At 62.4% G+C, this 18,600-nt stretch carries 18 protein-coding genes; 7 read left to right on the forward strand and 11 right to left on the reverse strand.

The genetic code is table 11. The features are described 5' to 3' along the window. Positions 1-41: 41 nt before the first annotated feature. The 6 genes from FPT15_RS13975 to FPT15_RS29780 form a co-directional block, all read right to left on the reverse strand. Positions 42-2,483: a penicillin acylase family protein gene (locus FPT15_RS13975; protein WP_145161924.1), complete on the reverse strand. Its 2,442-nt coding sequence runs from the start codon at positions 2,481-2,483 to the stop codon at positions 42-44. 209 nt (positions 2,484-2,692) lie between these two features. Next, positions 2,693-3,337 (reverse strand): glutathione S-transferase N-terminal domain-containing protein, encoded by a 645-nt coding sequence (locus FPT15_RS13980; RefSeq protein WP_145161927.1) that lies wholly within the window; start codon positions 3,335-3,337, stop codon positions 2,693-2,695. A gap of 93 nt (positions 3,338-3,430) precedes the next feature. After that, complete coding sequence (locus tag FPT15_RS13985) at positions 3,431-4,216, reverse strand: ABC transporter ATP-binding protein (protein WP_145161930.1); 786 nt, start codon at positions 4,214-4,216, stop codon at positions 3,431-3,433. Further along, complete coding sequence (locus FPT15_RS13990) at positions 4,213-5,271, reverse strand: iron ABC transporter permease (RefSeq protein ID WP_145161933.1); 1,059 nt, start codon at positions 5,269-5,271, stop codon at positions 4,213-4,215. The genes FPT15_RS13985 and FPT15_RS13990 overlap by 4 nt, the downstream gene beginning before the upstream one ends. A gap of 157 nt (positions 5,272-5,428) precedes the next feature. After that, entirely contained in the window at positions 5,429-6,544 is a 1,116-nt protein-coding gene (locus FPT15_RS13995) for an ABC transporter substrate-binding protein (protein ID WP_145161936.1), read from the reverse strand. 25 nt (positions 6,545-6,569) lie between these two features. Continuing rightward, complete coding sequence (locus FPT15_RS29780; protein WP_178119690.1) at positions 6,570-6,728, reverse strand: hypothetical protein; 159 nt, start codon at positions 6,726-6,728, stop codon at positions 6,570-6,572. 196 nt (positions 6,729-6,924) lie between these two features. Here FPT15_RS29780 and FPT15_RS14000 point away from each other — a divergent pair, with 196 nt between their 5' ends. Continuing rightward, complete coding sequence (locus tag FPT15_RS14000; protein WP_145161938.1) at positions 6,925-7,635, forward strand: response regulator; 711 nt, start codon at positions 6,925-6,927, stop codon at positions 7,633-7,635. Beyond that, positions 7,632-9,053: an ATP-binding protein gene (locus FPT15_RS14005; protein ID WP_145161940.1), complete on the forward strand. Its 1,422-nt coding sequence runs from the start codon at positions 7,632-7,634 to the stop codon at positions 9,051-9,053. The genes FPT15_RS14000 and FPT15_RS14005 overlap by 4 nt, the downstream gene beginning before the upstream one ends. Before the next feature lie 127 nt (positions 9,054-9,180). Here FPT15_RS14005 and FPT15_RS14015 read toward each other — a convergent pair whose 3' ends face one another. Genes FPT15_RS14015 through FPT15_RS14030 form a run of 4 tightly spaced genes read right to left on the reverse strand, consistent with a single transcriptional unit; the run spans position 9,181 to position 10,861 of the window. Beyond that, on the reverse strand, positions 9,181-9,390 hold the full coding sequence (locus tag FPT15_RS14015; protein WP_065890089.1) for an SEC-C metal-binding domain-containing protein: 210 nt from the start codon (positions 9,388-9,390) through the stop codon (positions 9,181-9,183). Beyond that, on the reverse strand, positions 9,387-9,869 hold the full coding sequence (locus FPT15_RS14020; protein WP_145161943.1) for an LEA type 2 family protein: 483 nt from the start codon (positions 9,867-9,869) through the stop codon (positions 9,387-9,389). The genes FPT15_RS14015 and FPT15_RS14020 overlap by 4 nt, the downstream gene beginning before the upstream one ends. Before the next feature lie 21 nt (positions 9,870-9,890). Next, positions 9,891-10,361, reverse strand: coding sequence for a YchJ family protein (locus FPT15_RS14025; RefSeq protein ID WP_145161945.1), 471 nt, complete (start codon positions 10,359-10,361; stop codon positions 9,891-9,893). Positions 10,362-10,363: 2 nt separating this feature from the next. After that, positions 10,364-10,861 carry a DUF6231 family protein gene (locus FPT15_RS14030; protein WP_145161948.1) on the reverse strand — a complete coding sequence of 166 codons (498 nt, stop codon included), beginning with the start codon at positions 10,859-10,861 and terminating at the stop codon, positions 10,364-10,366. 190 nt (positions 10,862-11,051) lie between these two features. Here FPT15_RS14030 and FPT15_RS14035 point away from each other — a divergent pair, with 190 nt between their 5' ends. From FPT15_RS14035 to FPT15_RS14045, 3 genes are all read left to right on the forward strand, one after another. Then, entirely contained in the window at positions 11,052-11,747 is a 696-nt protein-coding gene (locus tag FPT15_RS14035) for an OmpA family protein (protein WP_145161951.1), read from the forward strand. Positions 11,748-11,907: 160 nt separating this feature from the next. Next, entirely contained in the window at positions 11,908-12,201 is a 294-nt protein-coding gene (locus FPT15_RS14040) for a DUF1145 domain-containing protein (protein WP_145161953.1), read from the forward strand. Continuing rightward, positions 12,194-12,952, forward strand: a complete 759-nt coding sequence (locus FPT15_RS14045) for a collagen-like protein (protein WP_145161956.1) — start codon at positions 12,194-12,196, stop codon at positions 12,950-12,952. The genes FPT15_RS14040 and FPT15_RS14045 overlap by 8 nt, the downstream gene beginning before the upstream one ends. Positions 12,953-13,454: 502 nt before the next feature. On the opposite strand, the gene FPT15_RS14060 is transcribed toward FPT15_RS14045, so the two are convergent. Continuing rightward, a complete protein-coding gene (locus FPT15_RS14060) occupies positions 13,455-13,919 on the reverse strand; it encodes a CopD family protein (protein ID WP_145161959.1) in 465 nt (154 codons plus the stop codon). Positions 13,920-14,018: 99 nt separating this feature from the next. Here FPT15_RS14060 and dinG point away from each other — a divergent pair, with 99 nt between their 5' ends. Both dinG and FPT15_RS14070 read left to right on the forward strand, forming a co-directional pair. After that, complete coding sequence (dinG, locus tag FPT15_RS14065) at positions 14,019-16,163, forward strand: ATP-dependent DNA helicase DinG (RefSeq protein ID WP_119738807.1); 2,145 nt, start codon at positions 14,019-14,021, stop codon at positions 16,161-16,163. 98 nt (positions 16,164-16,261) lie between these two features. After that, a complete protein-coding gene (locus FPT15_RS14070) occupies positions 16,262-18,559 on the forward strand; it encodes a beta-galactosidase (protein WP_145161962.1) in 2,298 nt (765 codons plus the stop codon). The last annotated feature ends 41 nt before the right edge of the window (positions 18,560-18,600 follow it).

Raw genomic sequence — 18,600 nt, forward strand, 5'->3', positions numbered from 1 at the left:
CTCCCACATTTTTGATCCGGTTTCTTCAGTGAAAAACCGGGTTACTTGCCGGGTGTGAGGGTCAAGCGGGTTTTCCCATACACCTTGTCAAAGTTCTGCGGCTGCATCGGGAAGCTCAGGTATTGCGCCTTGAGCGAGGGGTCGATGCCGTTCGCATAATTCGGGCTGGCCGGGTTGCCGGACTGGCCAATGCCGCCCTGGCCCATCATCGGTTCAATCTGGCCGAAGTCGACAATCATGCGCAGCGCCGGCACCTGGGTGGTGGTGAAGTCCTGGCCCCAACGGTAGGGCGCCGGATTCAGGGTGTTGTGGTCGCCGCCGCTGGCGAACGGGCCGCGAATCACCTGGCCGTTGGTGTTTTTCCAGGTGGTGGTGTGCAGCTTGCCCCACTGCCAGGCCTTGTGGTCGGCGCCCAATTGGCTGTCGCCGGCCGTGATCGCGGCGGCCAGGCTGCGGGCCAGGATCGCCGGTTTGTCTTCTTTTTGCGCCGTGCGCACGTCGTCCCAGAACGGGCTGTCTTCGCGGCCCAGCAAATGGTCGGCGTTGGCGGAGTAGGACAGGTTGGCGTTGCTGATAAAGGCTTTCCAGCTGGCGCTGTTTTCCGGGCCGAGTTCGTCGAGGAAGATCTGCTTGGTGCTTTCCTGCAGGAACAGCTCGTAGATCGCCGCGTCGGCGGACGTTGGCGCCAGTCGGCCATCAAACGCCATCAGGCGATTCAGCGCCTCGCGGGCCTTGTTCGCGTCGGCCGCCGGCAATGCATCAATCGCCTGTTTCAACGGCTGGGCCATGCCCGGTGCCTGGAACATGGTCTTGAGCTTGGCGGCGAAGGGGGTGGTCTGGTCGTACTGCATGGCGATCATGCTGCGGCTGTCATGCTTGCCGGCGTTGGCCAATTGCGCGAGGCGTTCGCTGCGCTCCGGTGCATCCCAGGAATTGGACAGCTGCATGCCATAACCGCGTGGCGCGGTGCGCTGGTTGGCGGTGCCGATCCAGCCTTGGGCCGGGTCCTGATCGTACGGGTGCAGCATCGCGTCGGCGTAGCCGTCCCAGTCAAAGCGCGCGTCCCAGCCCGGCGACGGCAGCAGGCCTTCGCCTTCGCGGCGGTTGGGGAAGCGGCCGGTGACTTGCCAGCCGATGTTGCTGGCGTCGGCGAAGATCATGTTCAGGGCGATGGCGCGGATTTCCCGGGTCGCGTCCGACGCCTTGCCGGCGTTTTGCGCACGGGACAGGTCGAAAAACGCGTCCAGGCTCTTGTCGTCCTTGAAGTCGGCGGTTTGCAGGGCCAGGCCGAAACCGCTGGTCAGCGCCTGGCTGCTGTTGAGCAGGGCGCCGTGGCGAGTTTCGTAGACCACTTCACGCAGTGGCCGCTGGCCTTTGGCGAAGTAGGTTTCGTTGCGCACGGTGGCCGGCAGCCATTTGCCGTTGTTCTCGTAGTACAGCGCGTTGCCTTGGCGTTTGACCTTTTCCAGGAACAGGTCCTGCGTGTCGCCCTTGACCGCGCTCATGCTCCACGCGACTTTGCCGTTGAAGCCGGACAACAGGGTCGGCAGACCGGCAATCGAGGCGCCGACTGCCTGGTATTTGGGCGCACGGATCTGCACGTAGTTCCACGGCGACGGCGCTTGCGGCTGGGCGGCAAGGTCGCTGGCCAGCAGGCTTTTGCCGCTGCGGCTGCGTTGCGGGCCGATGGCCCAGTTGTTGGAGGTGGTGACCGCCAGGGCGTTGAGGCTGTTCAACTGCTGGCCGACGCTTTCCAGGCCCGCAAGGCCGGTGATCTGGCCCAGGTTCACGCCCTTGAGCTTGTCGGCCTCGTCCGCCGGGATTGGCTCATCCGGCGCGCTTGGCGTGAGCCAGGCGAGCTTGTCGACGCCGATTTTCTGCGCCAGCACCAACGAGGAGAGTTCTTCTTGCAGGTTGCTCGATTCGCTGAAATTCAACAGGCAGAACAACAGCGCCGAATCTTCCGGTTTCCAGTACTCGGGCTTGTAGCCGGTCTGGGCCAGGTCCGGCGGCAGCTTGTCGCGGTAGCGGAACAGGTAGGCATTGACGCCACGGGCATACACTTCAAAGAAGCGCTTGAGGCGCGGCGACGACGCGTTGTACAGCTCGCCGGCGCTTTTTTTCAGGTTGACCGCGCGCATGAAGCGGTCGACATCCAGCACCTCCGGCCCGGACATTTCCGCCAGACGGCCTTGGGCCAGCAGGCGCAAAGTGACCATCTGCGTGATGCGGTCGCTGGCGTGCACATAACCGAGGCTGAACAGCGCGTCATGGAAGGTGTTGCTTTCGATCAGCGGCATGCCCTGGGCATTGCGGCGTACCGACACATTCTGTGCCAGACCTTTGATCGGCTGCACGCCGGCAACGGGCGGCAGGGTGTCCTGGGTGCTCTGGAGCTGGCAACCGGCCAGGCTTAAAGCACTGGCCACTGCCGCGGCAACGCCGAACCGGGGAAGAAAATGTGAGAGGGCTGGCGAGGCCATGGCAAAGCTCCTGCGGGGGGTAGCGTCATTAAAGGCGCTACGTTAGTGAGCGCGGCGAAACGACGCAAGCAGGAGTTTGAGTCTTGCGCAAATCAACTGTGGGAGCGGGCTTGCTCGCGAATGCGGAGTGTCAGTCAACGAAGGTCTGACTGAACCACCGCATTCGCGAGCAAGCCCGCTCCCACATTTTGACCGAGTAAGACTTCAGATCAGGCTTTGGGCGGATTCACTTTCTGCACCAGCTCATACGCCCGAACGGTCGCCGGCCGTTCCTTGATGCTGTTGAACCAACGCTGCACGTGGGGGAAGTCCTCCAGGCGCTGGCTTTGCCACTTGTGGGAAACAATCCACGGGTAGATCGCCATGTCGGCAATGCTGTAGTCCTCGCCCGCCACGAAGGCGCGGTCCGCCAGGCGCCGGTCCAGCACGCCATACAGGCGCGCGGTTTCATCGACGTAGCGCTTGATCGCGTAGGGGATTTTTTCCGGTGCGAACTGGCTGAAGTGATGATTCTGCCCGGCCATTGGCCCCAGCCCGCCCATTTGCCAGAACAGCCACTGCAATGCCTCCTGGCGACCGCGCAGGTCTTTGGGGAGGAACTGGCCGGTTTTTTCCGCGAGGTACAGCAAGATGGCGCCGGATTCAAACAGTGAAATCGGCGCGCCGCCGTCGCTCGGGCTTTGGTCGACGATGGCCGGGATACGGTTGTTGGGAGCAATCTTCAGGAAGTCTGGTTTGAACTGGTCGCCCTGGCCGATGTTGATCGGGTGCACCTTGTAGGGCAAACCGGCTTCTTCCAGGAACAGTGAAACTTTGTGACCGTTGGGGGTAGTCCAGTAATACAGGTCGATCATGAAGCTCTCCAAATGAGCGAATGCCTGCAGGTATAGGTGATGATCCAAGGGCAATAATTCAATCAAACATTTGCGTCTAATCTTAGAAGCGTTTCACATAGCCCCATCGACCAGCACCTGCAACGACTGCTGCGAGCACCGTTCAATGCGCACCCGCACGCCGTAAACGTCGGCAAACAGCGCCGGGTCAAGCACCTCATCCGCTACGCCACTGGCGTACAAGCGGCCCTGGCGCAGCACGGCAATGTGGTCGGCAAACCGCGCGGCGAGGTTGATGTCGTGCAGCACCACCACGGCGATCAGGTTGTGTTCGCGCACCAGCCCACGCACGCAGTCCATGACCTTCAACTGGTAATTGAGGTCGAGGGCGCTGGTGGGTTCGTCGAGCAACATCACCTGTGGGCGGCGCGCGATGAGTTGGGCGAGGCTGACCAACTGGCGTTGGCCACCGGACAAAGTGCTTAACAGTTGATCGGCCAGGTGTGCGATGCCGATGCGTTGCAACGCCTCAAACGCTTCACGCAGACAGGCCTCGCTGGACAAGGGAACGCCTTCGACATGGGCCACGCGCAATGCGGCGATCACGCTTTCCATCACGCTGAGGCTCAGGCCCGGCGGCAGGTTTTGCGGCATGTACGTGACGCGGCGCGCCCGCTCGGCCACGGACATGGCCGACAGGTCCAGTGCACCCAGCCTTACCACGCCTTGCATCTTTTCCAGCCCGGCCACGGCGCGCAGCAAGGTCGACTTACCGGCGCCATTGGGGCCGATCAGCGCGGTCAGGCTGCCGTGGGGCAGGGTAGGCAAGCTCAGGTCATGCACGATTTGCCGCCGGCCATAACTGACGTTGGCGTTGTGTACCGATAAGCCCTGGTTCATAGCTGCCTCCCGCGCTTGAACACCAGCACCACGAAAATCGGCACGCCCACCAACGCGGTGACGATGCCGACCGGCACGATCACGCCCGGCATGATCAGCTTGCTGGCAATCGACGACAGCGCCAGCAGCAACGCGCCGGTCAAGGCGCTGGCGGGCAGCAGGAAGCGTTGGTCCTCACCCACCAGAATCCGCGCGATATGCGGACCGACCAGACCGATAAAACCGATGGTGCCTACAAACGCCACGGCGGTGGCCGACAACAGGCTGATGCGCAGCAACGAGAAAAACCGCAGGCGCTTCACGTCCACGCCAAAGCTTTGCGCGCGGTCTTCGCCCATGCGCAGCAGGGTCAGGCGCGGTGCGGCGGCGAAAGAAAACGGCATCACCACCGCCACGACCAGGGCGAGGATGCCGAGTTTGTCCCAGTTGGCCCGGGTTACGCTGCCCAAGGTCCAGAACACCAGTTGCTGCAAGACATCTTCAGTGGCGACCAGTTGCAGCAGGGCCACGACGGCATTGCAACTGAACACCAGCGCGATGCCGAACAACACCAGGCTTTCCACGCCCGCGCCGCGCAGGCGCGACATGGCTTGCAGCAAAAATACCGAGGCCGCCGCGAAGATAAAGGCCGAGATGGAAATCGCCGTGTTGGCCGACACCCACAACGTGGTCACCGGAAACACGATGACCAGCGACGCGCCCAATGCGGCGGCCGACGACACGCCGAGGGTAAACGGGCTGGCCAGTGGGTTATTCAGGATCGCCTGCATCTCAGCCCCGGCCAGCGACAACGCGCAGCCCACCAGCACGGCCATCAGCGCGTAGGGCAAGCGCACGTTCCAGATGATGACGTGGTCGGTGGCGCCGAGGTGCGAGGGGTGCAGGATGCCGTCGAGCAAAGCCGGCAGGCCCATGCCCGACGGGCCACTGGCCAGGTCCACCAGCATCGCGCAGACCAGCGCCGTGCCCAGCAGCGCCAGCAGCCCGGCGCGGCGTGCCAGCAAGCGGCGGTAGCCGTGAGTGGCACTGGCGAGGTCGAGGGTTTGAGTGGTCATTTGGCTCACACACATTTAACAAACGATGAACATCCAGATGTGGGAGCTGGCTTGCCGGCGATAGCGGTGTATCAGTCGACTGATTCAGTGGCTGACACTCGGCTATCGCCGGCAAGCCAGCTCCCGCACTGACTGCATTCCAACAGGGCGATAAGTGTTACTGGGTTTTTGCGTCAATCCAGTAAGCACCCTGCAACGGCATGCCCAGGAACTGTTGGTTGATTTGCTCCATGGTCGCCTGCGGGTCAAGCGTGGCGAACAGCTGCGGGTGCACCCACTTGGCCAGCGCTTCGATCGCCAGCAGGTTGTACGGCGAGTTGTAGAAGTCATGCCACAGGCCGTGGGCATTGCCCTCGCGGATGGCCCGAAGATTGGCGAATTCCGGCCGCGCCAACACCCGATCAAACGCCTCACGTGCTTCGTCAGTGCTCACGCCTGCGCCCAGGATCAAGCCCGGCTTGTGGTTGCCGGTGGCCACGTACACGTCCGGATCGGCTTTCAGCGCGTACTCGACGCTGATATCGCCCAGCGCACCCGGCACCACATCGGCGGCGATATTGCGCCCGCCGACCAGCTTGATCACTTCACCCATGCCGCTTTTGCCGGTGGTGTGCCCCGGCGCTTGCCAGGCACCGGCCAGCAGTTCCAGAAACACGCTCGGGCGCGGACCCGCCGGCAGCGTGGCGACGGCGTCGGTGATGACTTTGATGTGCTGGTCATAGAAGGCCAGGAAGGCGTTGGCCTGGGCTTCACGCCCCAGCGCCTGGCCCAGCGCGATCATGCTGGTGTGGGTGCCTTGCACCGGGTTGATACGGAAATCGACGAACAACACCGGGATGCCCGCCTTGGCCAGCACGTCAGCCACCGCGCTGTGTTCGGTCGGCCCGTGGCCGGAGATGCTGAACACCGCCAAGTCAGGTTTGAGCGAGAGAATTTCCTCGGCGCTGACGCTTTGCTCGGAGGCTTGCCCGATCAACGGGATGTCTTTGACTGTCGCAAACTTCGCCACATAGGCGTTGTAGGTGTGCGGGTCCAGCAGCTTCAAGTCATTTTGCCAGCCAACGATGCGCTGGAACGGCGCGTCCTTGTCTAGCAAGGCAAATGCCGAAATCAAGCGACCTTCGCCGAGCACCACGCGTTTGACGTCGTCCTTTACCTCGACCTTGCGGCCCAGCACGTCGGTGACTTCATGGGCGGCGGCGGTTTCGGCATGGCCGAGCACCAGCGCGGCGAACAGCACGCCGAGCTTGAGCACGTTTCGGGGTTTGAACATGGCGGAGGCTCCTGATGCGGGAAAGTTAGAACTCATAATCGACACTGGCGGTGAGGGTGCGGCCTGCGCCCGGGATGCGCGCATCGGCCCAGGCAGTCGGTGCGACACTGCCGGCAGCGAGAAAGCCGAACATCGGTGCCAGGGTGGTGTGCAGCGTGTGACGGTGCGGGGTGGACAGTGACATGGCAGTGATCCGAGCCTAAATTACAATTACTCTCATTTAGGTTCGGTAGTCTAAAGAGCGATTCGGCCCGCCATACCCCGGGTTTGTATCGCTGATGCGTGATTATGGTTTCCCACAACATTCCATTACATTTGCGCTTACCACTGGCTGAGCTTTCGGCTATCTCCTGCGTTTTGAGTTTTCGGATTGACTGCCCATGGCAAAGCTTGACCACCTGTTGATCGTTGATGACGACCCGCAAATCCGCCAACTGCTCTGCGACTATTTGAGTGACGCGGGCTTTCAGGTGTCCACCGCCGCCGACGGCAAGGAAATGCGCCGCCGCCTGGCGCTGAATGTGATCGACCTGATCGTGCTCGACCTGATGCTGCCCGGCGAAGACGGCCTGAGCCTGTGCCGCGAGCTGCGGGTCAGCTCCAACACGCCGGTGGTGATGCTCACGGCCAAGGGCTCGTTGATCGACCGCATCGTCGGCCTGGAAATCGGTGCCGACGACTACCTGCCCAAACCCTTCGACCCGCGTGAATTGCTGGTGCGCATCAAGGTGGTGTTGCGCCGGGTACAGAGTTTTCCGGACCGTGCGCGCCTGGATGAGGCGCCGAGCATTCGGTTCGCGGGCTGGCAACTCGACACCCGGGCGCGGCAACTGCTCAGCCCCGAAGGCGTGGTGGTCAGCCTGGGCAATTCGGATTACCGCGTGTTGCGCCTGTTGTTGCAGCACCCGAACCGCCCATTGAGCCGCGACTTTCTGCTCAACCACGTGTTCGACAAGGACAGCACGCCGTTCGACCGCTCCATCGACGTGTGCGTCAGCCGCCTGCGCTCGCAGCTGCCGGCGGGGCTGATCAAGACCGTGCGCAACGAGGGTTACATGCTCACCGCCGATGACGTGGTGCTGGGCGCGTGAGGCTGCTGCCGCGTTCGCTGTTCGGGCGCCTGGTGCTGATTCTGGTCAGCGGCATGCTCGCGGCCCAGGCGCTGACCAGCAGCATCTGGTACGACCGGCGTCATGGCCAGGTGCTGGAAATCCCCGCACGGCTGATCGCCACGCGTTTGGCGGACGTGGTGCGCGTGATGCACAGCGACCCGCAGCAGGCCGACCATTTGATCCAGCTGCTTGACGCGCCGCACTTTCGGCTGACCTTGAGCGACCAGGCCAGCAACACGCCCAGCACGCTCACCGACAGCGACCGGCCCACCGAACGCCTGATCAAGCAGGTGTTGGCGCAGAAAACCGGCTACGCGCAAACCTTGAGCCTTTTACGCCTGTCGCTGGTCGACGGCCAAGGGCAGACCGCCGGGCTCTCAACCTTGCTCAGTTCCAAGCCGGTGGTCGGGCAGTTTCTGATCGACCTGCGCCTGCCCGATGGGCGCTGGTTGTTGGTCGACGCCAGTGAAGAGCAGGGCTGGACCAGCACCTCGCCGCTGGACCTGTGGTTCGATTACGTGATGCGCATCTATTTGCTGCGGGTGCTGGTGCTGGTGGTCATCGCCCTGGTGGCGGTGCGCCTGGCCATCCGCCCGCTGAATGCCCTGGCCAAGGCCGCCGAGGCGCTGGGTCGGGACATCCAGCGCCCACCGTTACCGGTGGATGGCCCGACTGAAGTGCGCCGCGCCGCCCAGGCGTTTAATGCGATGCAGCAACGGCTAATCGCCAATATCGCCGAGCGCACGCGCTTTCTTGCGGCCATTTCCCACGACCTGCGCTCGCCGATCACACGCCTGCGTTTGCGCACGGAAATGCTCGAAGACACGCGCACCCAGGAGCGTTTTCGCAGCGACCTGGAAGAAATGGAACACATGGTGGCCAGCACCCTGGACTTTGTCAGCAGCGGTGAGATCAACGAGACGCGACAGAACATCGACATCAATGCCTTGCTGCAAAGCCTGCAGGCGGACCTGGAAGACGTGGGCGAAAGCGTGACCATCATTGGCCGGGCGAAGCAGCCGCTGCCGGGGTATGCGCGCAGTCTCAAACGCTGTGTGCAGAACTTGCTGGAAAACGCGGTGCGCTATGGCAGCGAGGTGGTGGTGCGGGTCGAGGATCAGGCGGACAGCTTGCAGATCGTCATCAGCGACCGCGGACCGGGGATTCCCCAGGAGCAGTTGGAGCAGGTGATGGAACCGTTTTACCGGGTGGAAGGTTCACGCAATGCCGAGACGGGCGGGTATGGGTTGGGGTTGAGCATTGCGCATACGATTGCGCGGGCGCATGAGGGGCGGTTGAGTTTGAGTAATCGGGAAGGCGGCGGGTTGGAAGTGGTGCTGCTGTTGTGGCGAGCGGGCTTGCCCCGCGTTGGGGTGCGAAGCAGCCCCAAAACCTGAGATTGCGTTTTGTCTGAGCGAACGCGTTGATCTTATTGGGGCTGCTGCGCAGCCCAACGCGGGGCAAGCCCGCTCGCCACACCAAGCCAGCTTGCCACAGCAAGCCGGCTTCTGCGGGGGCAGGGCATCAGGCCCCGTGGCACTTCTTGAATTTTTTCTCGCTGCCGCATGGGCAAGGATCGTTGCGGCCGACGTCTTTCAGGGCGTTGCGCACCGGCTCCTGGTGAGCGTGGCCGCAGTTCGGGCCGTGGACATGGCCGTGGTCATGATCATGATGATCATGGTGGTCGTGATCGTGGTTGCAGTCAGGACCATGGACATGGGGTTGCTGAGTCATCGATGTCGCTCCGGAATAAAATCGCCGGGGATTATCTCGCCATTGTGGTTCACCTGCACGTCATTACCGATGAATAATCCGGTTTTCAGCTCGCCTTCCAGGCGATAGGGCACGGGTTTGCTCGGGTTTTTAAGCATCTGTACCACATCACGTATCTGCGGCCAGAGGTTGGTCCGCACCTTCACCCGGAAAAAAGCGTGGCCGCGCGGTGGTACGGTCAGCCATTCGTTGGACTCGCCCTCGGTCAGCACAAAATCGCCCAGGCTGACTTTGTAGATCAGGCCGCGCACCGTGAGGTCGGCGTCGTCGCGGTTATCCACGCGAAAGTACAGCTTGAAGCGCTGCTCGAGCAATTTGGCGCGCACTACTTCAACCTTCACCAGGGAGACATGAGGCGGGGGCGCGCTGTCCTCGAACCAGGACGCGCACCCGGTGAGGCCCAGGGTCAACGCCAGCATCAAGCTGTACATCCGGAGCATGGCGTTTTCCCTGTCAGTTGATTAGAGGTAGCTGGAGCAGCACTTCTTGAATTTCTGCCCACTGCCGCACAAACATACATCATTGCGCCCGGCCTTCACCTCCACTGTCGGGTCGATGAAGTACCAGCGCCCCTCATTCTGTACGAAAGAGGACTGCTCGCGGTGGCTGTGTTCCCCGGTGCTGTCATGCCAGCGAGCGGTGAACGTCACGAACGCATGCTCCGGCTGGCCGCCAAACACTTCGGAGCTTTCCACTTCAAGGCCGAGCCAGGTGCTCTGCGCACTCCAGGCGCCGATGGCGGCGCGGTCCAGTCCGGCCTGTTGCGCGGGCAAAGTAGTGGCTACCAGGTAGTCCACCAACCCCAGCACGTAGGCGCTATAGCGCGAGCGCATCAACGCGGTGGCGCAGGGCGCCGGGTGGCCGGCGTGATAATGGCCGCAGCACGCATCCAGCAGATTGCCGCTGCCGCACGGGCAAATGGGTGTACTCATGGTTACCACCAATACTTTCCGAAGTTTTCCGGGTTGGCCCAGAAGCGGGCGTTGAGCCAGTCCGGCACTTGTTTATAGTCAAGCAGATCATAGGTAAACAGCGTCAGAACCTGATCATCACGCTGGAAACGCTCACCGGCTTGCAGCGCCAGAGAGAAAAAATCGGTTTCCTTCCAGCCGCAGGCGTTCAGGTCTGCCAGCACCGCAATGCGACTGGCATTGAGGTTGCGAATGCCGCCGAGCAGCGTCAGGCCTTGCGGTTTTGACAGGTGCTCCAGGCAATCGACCACCAGCGCCAGGTCAAAACGCTGCGCCGCAAGTTCTGCCGGTAACGGCCCGGGCGCGGCAATCGCTACCTGGGTGTCCGGGTGCTCGGCCTCAAAGGCCTCCAGCGCCGGGAACTGGCTGGCACCCAACAACAACAGGCGTTTGGGCTGGTGCAAATCCAGCAAGGCGGCCAGCGCTTGCTGTGGCGTACGGGAAGAAATACCAGCGGTCATCAGAGATCCTCACATCAGGACCCTAGAGACTAGCGCGGCTGAGCGTGCGGGCCTAGAGCGGGCGGCGTGCAAAAGTCCTGCATACAGGGCGATCACCAATAAACACGGGGGTGCGGCGCAGTGGCGCAGATGAAAAGAGCGGTCTTTACTCCACCCGTCGGCCCCCGCCGATCCCCTCAGGAGAAATCAGATGAGCATCATGCGGACAGCTCTACCCTTGGTTCTGCTAACCGGAGTATTGACAGGTTGCGCAGGTTTGCAAAAAACCGATTGGCCCACCTGTGCAGCCGTCGGTGGTGTGACCGGCGCAGCGATTGGCGCCACTCAAAGTTCGGCATACGCGGGTTATGGCGCGCTGCTGGTCGGCGGCATGGCGGGCGCCTATTGCTGGGTGCACGGTGATGGCGACGAAGATGGCGATGGCGTGCCGGACAGCCGCGACAAGTGCCCGGGCACGCCTAAGGGAGTGCAGGTTGATGTCAATGGCTGCCCACCTGTGCCAGTGGCGGCCGTGGTGGAAGAGGTGGTCGTGGTCAAGGAAGAAACCATCGTGATCCGCGATGTGCACTTTGAGTTCGACTCGGCCAAGCTGACGGCGGCGGATAAAACCAAGCTCGACACCATCGCCACGCGCCTCAAACGTGAAGCCCCGAGCGCGCAGCTGCGGGTCAGCGGGCATACCGACAGCGTCGGCAAAGACGCCTACAACCAGAAACTCTCGGAAAAACGCGCGCACTCGGTCACCGATTACCTGGTGAGCGCGGGCGTGCCGCGCAGCAACTTTGTATCGGTGGTGGGCGCGGGTGAAAGTCAGCCGGTGGCCGATAACAAAACCGCTGACGGTCGAGCCTTGAACCGTCGTGTGGAAATCAAAATCAACCGCTGACGGCCTTTGCCCCTGTGGGAGCCACAGGGGCATTGCTGGCGATCCTCGCCGAAACCGCAAGCAAACCGTGCCTTTATCAAGTTTTTTCATCCTTCACTGGCAAATCGCCTGCAGAAGTCGGTACTGTGCGCCCAAAGAATAATAGGCAGGGGCATGCAGGATGAAGGTGTTTTGGGGGCTGGGAAAGTTTTTGACGTTGCTGTTCTGGGTTGTGGTGGTGGTCAATTTATTCCGGCCGCTCGCCAATCCGTTTCACCTGTTGGTCAGTCTGGCCGGCAGTCTGCTGTTGCTTACTCATCTGTTGGAATTGCTGTTGTTCAACAGCAGCCTGAAACACCGTGCCCACCCCTGGCGTGACCGCCTGCAGATTCTGCTGGTGGGGATGTTCCATGTGCGGGGCCTGTCGGCGCCTGCCGTTATTGATGAAGCAAACAAGGAGGCCAATCATGCGTAAGGTTTTTCTGTTGGCCCTGTTGGTCAGCCCCATTGCCCTGGCGCAGAGCGTCAGTGTTGAAACCAACTCGCTGATGCGCCTGCCCAGCAGCACCAACGTTTTGCAGCTCGAACGCCTGGATGTGGCGGATTACGGCACGTTGCTGGTTCCGGCGACCATCAGCCAAGTGACGGTGGATGAGCTGCATTTGGGCCGTGAAGCGCGGATCGCCATCGCCCCCGGCAATACCGCGCTGCAGTTGCAAGTGCGTAATGCGCAACTGGAACATGGCAGCCAGATCACTTCGCGCGGTGCTCCCGGTACCCACGAAAGGCCCGCCAAGGCGGGGCGTGACTTGGTCCTGCGCATCAACGCGCTGACCGCCGATGAACTGTCGGTGGACGCCCGTGGCGGCGCAGGCGCCCAAGGCTATGCCGGCCTGGATGGCGCCAATGGCGTGGACCCGGGCTGCACCTGGGGTTCAGCCGGGCGCGGCGCCAATGGCGACAATGGCGGTGATGGCCTGCCAGGTGCAGCGGGCGCGACCGTACGCGTCGAGCTGCCGCAGAGCTTCCCTGCCGAGCAGATCAAAGTCTGGGTGGATGGCGGTGCGGGCGGTTTGGCCGGCACGGCCGGTAAACCGGGCAAAGGTGGGCAATCCAAGGGCTGCCTGGTGTACCGCGCCGATGGTGGCCAGAAGGGCCGGCCAGGGCTGGAAGGGCAACCGGGGCCGGCTGGGCCTGCGGGTGCTGTGACGATCCAAAGGCTCTAACGCCTCATTGTGGCGAGCGGGCTTGCCCCGCGTTGGGCTGCGAAGCAGCCCCAATAAGGCCACCGCGTTTTTACAGATGTTATGCGCCGTCTGGTTTCAGGGCTGCTTCGCAGCCCAACGCGGGGCAAGCCCGCTCGCCACAGCGTTTTTACAGATGTTACGCGCCGTCTGGTTTCAGGGCTGCTTCGCAGCCCAACGCGGGGCAAGCCCGCTCGCCACTGTAGTCGGCAGCTTTAGAACATCGGCCGAGCTGAAGCAATCGCCACCACCACCAGGCCGATAATCAGGTTAATCCCCACCAGCTTGCGATGGTGACCAGAAGGGCCTGCGACTATCCAAAGGCTCTAACGCCTCACTGTGGCGAGCGGGCTTGCCCCGCGTTGGGCTGCAAAGCAGCCCCAATAAAGCCACCGCGTTTTTACAGATGTAATGCGCCGTCTGGTTTCAGGGCTGCTTCGCAGCCCAACGCGGGCAAGCCCGCTCGCCACTGTAGTCGGCAGCTTCAGAACATCGGCCGAGCTGAAACAATCGCCACCACCACCAGGCCGATAATCAGGTTAATCCCCACCAGCTTGCGAATCTGCCCCAGCGCAGCCGCACCCGCCGGCCAGTCCTCGGCCGCTACCGCTGTGCGCAGTTCCGGAAATTTCAACGCCTGGATACGGATAAACAGCGCGGTCATCACCAGATACAAGCCCATCATCACCTGCACATAGCGCGGTGCGGTCTCAAAACCACTGAAGCGCAGTTGCAGCAGGCCGATGCCGCTGATCGGCAAAACCAGCACCGCCACCCAGACCCACACGAAAAAACGTTGAAACACATTCGCCCACAGCTTGAGCCGGGCAGGGCCCTCAAGTGCCGCCATGGCGGCGGGGCGCAGGATCATCCAGGCGAAAAACATACCGCCGACCCACACCAGGGCGGCCAATACATGCAGGGTGTAAGCGAGGCTAAACGCGGTCATTGTGGTACTCCGTTCTGCGCGGGATTAATTAGCGGGGTATGATAGCGGCCGATCCGAACCACTGAAAATTTATCCAGCGTTTTTTGCGCCCGACTATCCATGATCAGCACTGAACTCAAAACCACGATCCAGGGCGCCTATTCGCGTTTTCTCGAAGCCAAGAGCTTGAAACCGCGCTACGGCCAACGCCTGATGATCGCCGAAGTGGCCAAAGTCCTCGGGGATATCGACACCGACGACGAAGGTCGGCGCAGTGGCGACCCCGCGGTCGTGGCCGTCGAGGCCGGCACCGGTACCGGCAAGACCGTGGCCTACAGCCTGGCCGCGATTCCTACGGCCAAGGCCGCCGGCAAGCGCCTGGTGATTGCCACCGCCACCGTCGCCCTGCAGGAGCAGATCGTCTACAAAGACCTGCCCGACCTGATGCGCAACAGCGGCCTGAATTTCACCTTCGCGCTGGCCAAGGGCCGTGGGCGCTACATGTGCCTGTCCAAGCTCGACGTATTGCTGCAGGAAGGTCACGCCCAGACCGCCACGGCATCGCTGTTCGAAGAGGAAGGCTTCAAGATCGAGGTTGATGAAGTCAGCCAGAAGCTGTTTACCAGCATGATCGAGAAACTTGCCGGCAACAAATGGGATGGCGACCGCGACAGCTGGCCCACCGCCCTGGAAGACGCCGATTGGGCGCGCCTGACCACCGACCACAGCCAGTGCACCAACCGGCATTGCCCCAACTTCGGCCAGTGCGCCTTCTACAAGGCCCGCGAGGGCATGGGCAAGGTCGATGTGATTGTCACCAACCACGACATGGTCCTGGCTGACCTGGCCCTGGGCGGCGGCGCTGTGTTGCCGGACCCGCGCGACACCCTTTACGTATTCGACGAAGGGCACCACTTGCCCGATAAGGCCATCGGCCATTTCGCCCACTACACCCGTTTGCGTTCCACCGCCGACTGGCTCGAAACCACCGCCAAGAACCTGACCAAATTGCTCGCCCAGCACCCGTTGCCCGGCGATCTGGGCAAGCTGATCGAGCAGGTGCCGGAGCTGGCGCGCGAGATCAAGACCCAGCAGCAATTCATGTTCAGCGCCTGCGAGCAGGTCGCCGACTTCAAGCCCGGCGAAGACGTCGAAGGCCGCGAACGGCCGCGTCATCGCTTCGTCGGCGGCTTGATCCCCGAGCACATGCGTGAAATGGGTATCGAGCTTAAGAAAGGCTTCTCACGGCTGACCGACCTGTTCACCCGCCTGACCGACCTGCTCAAGGAAGGCATGGACGGCGAGGTCAACATCGGTATCGCCAGCAACCAGGCCGAGGAATGGTACCCCCTGTTCGGCAGCCTGCTGTCGCGCGCCCAGGGCAATTGGGAGCTGTGGACCGCCTTTACCGTCGAAGACCCCGAAGACAACCCGCCCATGGCGCGCTGGCTGACCTTGTCCGAAAGCGGTGCGCTGTTTGATATCGAGGTCAACGCCAGCCCGATCCTCGCCGCCGAAATGCTGCGCCGCAACCTGTGGAACGTGGCCTACGGCTGCCTGGTGACCTCGGCCACGCTGACCGCGCTGGGCACTTTCGACCGTTTCCGCATGCGTGCCGGCCTGCCGAAAAAGGCCGTCACCGCCGTGGTGCCGAGCCCGTTTCACCATGCCGATGCCGGTGTGCTGCGAGTGCCGGACCTCAAGGCCGACCCTCGCGACGCGGCCGCGCACACCGCCGCGATCATCCGCGACTTGCCGGACCTGGTGGAAGGTTCACGCGGCACCCTGGTGCTGTTCTCCTCGCGTAAACAGATGCAGGACGTGTTCGATGGTCTTGACCGCGACTGGCGCAAGCAGGTGTTCATCCAGGGCAACCTGTCCAAACAGGAAACCCTGAACAAGCACAAAGCGCGTGTTGATGGCGGTGATTCCAGCGTGTTGTTCGGCCTGGCCAGTTTCGCCGAAGGCGTGGACTTGCCCGGTGCCTACTGTGAACACGTGGTGATCGCCAAGATCCCGTTCTCGGTACCGGATGACCCGGTCGAGGCGGCCTTGGCCGAATGGATCGAAGCCCGTGGCGGTAACCCGTTCATGGAAATCTCGGTGCCGGATGCTTCCCTGAAGCTGGTCCAGGCCTGCGGGCGCTTGCTGCGTACCGAGGAAGACCGGGGCACCATCACCTTGCTCGACCGCCGTTTGGTCACGCAACGCTATGGCAAGGCTATCCTCAATGCTTTGCCGCCTTTCAGGCGCGAAATTTCTTAAACCACTGTGGGCGAATTCGCCCACTTCGTGGTCTATCTCACTGCCAACGCTTTACGTCATCAGGCCATTCACCGGCCGTTTGGGAGAACCTTGTTCGTATGATTCGCACGCTGCCCGCTCTGTTTGCCTTGTTGTTTGCCGCGCCCTTGATGGCCGCGCCTGCCGGGCAACAAACGCTGTTCAATTTCGTCCGGCCTGCCGATGTGGTCAAGGTCGCGACCCAGGACGCGAGCCTGCCGCAATACAACGCCGAACAAACCGCTGAGGGCGAGGTGCTGCGCCGCATCACCTTCAACCCGGCGGCCGAACCGAGCCTGGTGCTCAGCCCGCAGGCCGGCGTGTGGGACTGGTCGCAGTCCGGCGCCATGAGCCTGCGTATCCAAAGCGCCATGGACTGGGCGCTGACCCTCTACGTCAAGGTGCAGAGCACCGACGGCAAGACGCTGGTCAGCCGCATCGACCTGCCGGCCGGCCCCGCCCAAACCCTGCTGATTCCGCTACAGGCCAACTCGCCGCTGAGCCAGGGCATGAAAGCCGGGCCGCCGATGCCGATTACCTTGGAGGGCCAGCGTGTGCTGTTGGCCAGCAGCGCCGGGTCAATCGATCGTAGCCAGGTGGCGTCGGTCACCCTGTCGATGATCAAGCCCAACGCAGCCCAAAGCATCCTGCTGGAACGCTTCGGCGTGCAGGACAGCGAGCCGGTGCTGAAGGCTGCTTACAGCGCGCTGGTGGATGCGTATGGTCAGTCCACGCGCGCGCGTTGGCCGGAAAAAGTCAGCAGCGACGAACAACTCAAAGCCGCAGCGGCCAAGGAACAGCAACAGCTCAAGGGCTGGCTGGCTGAGCGCGACAAGTCTGCCCTGGACCAATATGGCGGCTGGAACAAAGGCCCCGCGTTCGAAGCAAGCGGCTTTTTCCGCACCGAGAAGCGCGACGGGCGCTGGTACCTGGTGACGCCGGAAGGCCATCCGTTCTACTCCCTGGGCGTCAATACGGTTGCTCCGGACGATAACCAAACCTACGTGGCCGGCCGCGAATGGATGTTTGCCGCGCTGCCCAAGTCCGGTGAGCCGTTCGACAAGTATTACGGCAGTGCGGATAACCGTGGCGGCAACGGCGCCGACCAGGGCCGGGGCTTTAATGTGGGGCGTTGGTACGACTTCTATGGCGCCAACCTGCAGCGCACCTATGACACGCAAGGTTTTGACCACAAGCGCTGGGTCACGCACACGCTGGACCGCCTGCAAGCCTGGGGTTTCAACACCGTGGGCAACTGGAGCGATGAGGATTTGGCCAGCGCCGACCGCGTGCCGTACACCTTGCCGCTGTCGATTGTCGGTGACTACGCCAGCATCAGCACCGGCACTGACTGGTGGGGCGGCATGCCCGACCCGTTCGACCCGCGTTTCGCCATGGCCACCGAGCGCGCGGTGGCGATCGCGGCCCGCGATCACCGCGACGACCCGTGGCTGATCGGCTTTTTTGCCGACAACGAGCTGGCCTGGGCCGGCCCTGGCGACGATCCAAAATCGCGTTACGCCCTGGCCTACGGGACCTTGCGCATGACCACCGACGTGCCGGCCAAACGTGCGTTTCTCAAACAACTGCGTGACAAATACCGCAACGAAGAAGGCCTCTCCAAAGCCTGGGGCATTCACCTGTCGGGCTGGGAGCTGATGGAAGACCCGGGCTTCGAGCCACCGATGCCGAGCCCTGAGCACCCGGAAATCGAAGCGGACTTCAAGTACTTCCAGAAGACCTTCGCCGATGCCTATTTCAAGACCATCTCCGATTCCTTGAAGTGGCACGCGCCCAACCAGTTGCTGCTGGGTGGCCGCTACGCCGTCAGCACCCCGGAAGCCGTAGCGTCCTGCGCCCAGTATTGCGATGTGCTGAGCTTCAACATGTACACCCTCAAGCCTCAGGACGGTTACGACTTCGCCGCCCTGCGCGCGTTGGATAAGCCGGTACTGATCACCGAGTTCAACTTCGGCTCGGCGGATCGCGGTCCGTTCTGGGGCGGCGTGACTCAGTTGGCCAAGGAAGAAGACCGTGGCGTGGCGTACAGCAACTTCCTCAAGCAAGCCATGGCTGAGCCGTCGATCGTCGGCGTGCATTGGTTCCAATACCTGGATCAACCGGTGACGGGGCGTCTGCTGGACGGTGAAAACGGCCACTTTGGCCTTGTAGGCATCACGGATGTGCCGTTCCAGGGCTTTGTCGACAGCGTGCGCAAGAGCAACCTGGCGGCCGTCGACCAACTGGGCAAGGAAGCCGAAAAAGCCAAGGCCGCCAGCGGTGTGCGTGAGAGCGAAGCCGGCAAGTCGGGGCATGACGGCAGAGGCGCAGGGCAGGGCGCCGGGCATGCTGGCGGTCACTCTGGAAATGGCCATTGATTCATATTTGACGGGTTCACAAAACCGCCAATGACTGGAAC

This window comes from Pseudomonas sp. RGB (assembly GCF_007713445.1).
In the GTDB taxonomy this organism is placed as follows: domain Bacteria; phylum Pseudomonadota; class Gammaproteobacteria; order Pseudomonadales; family Pseudomonadaceae; genus Aquipseudomonas.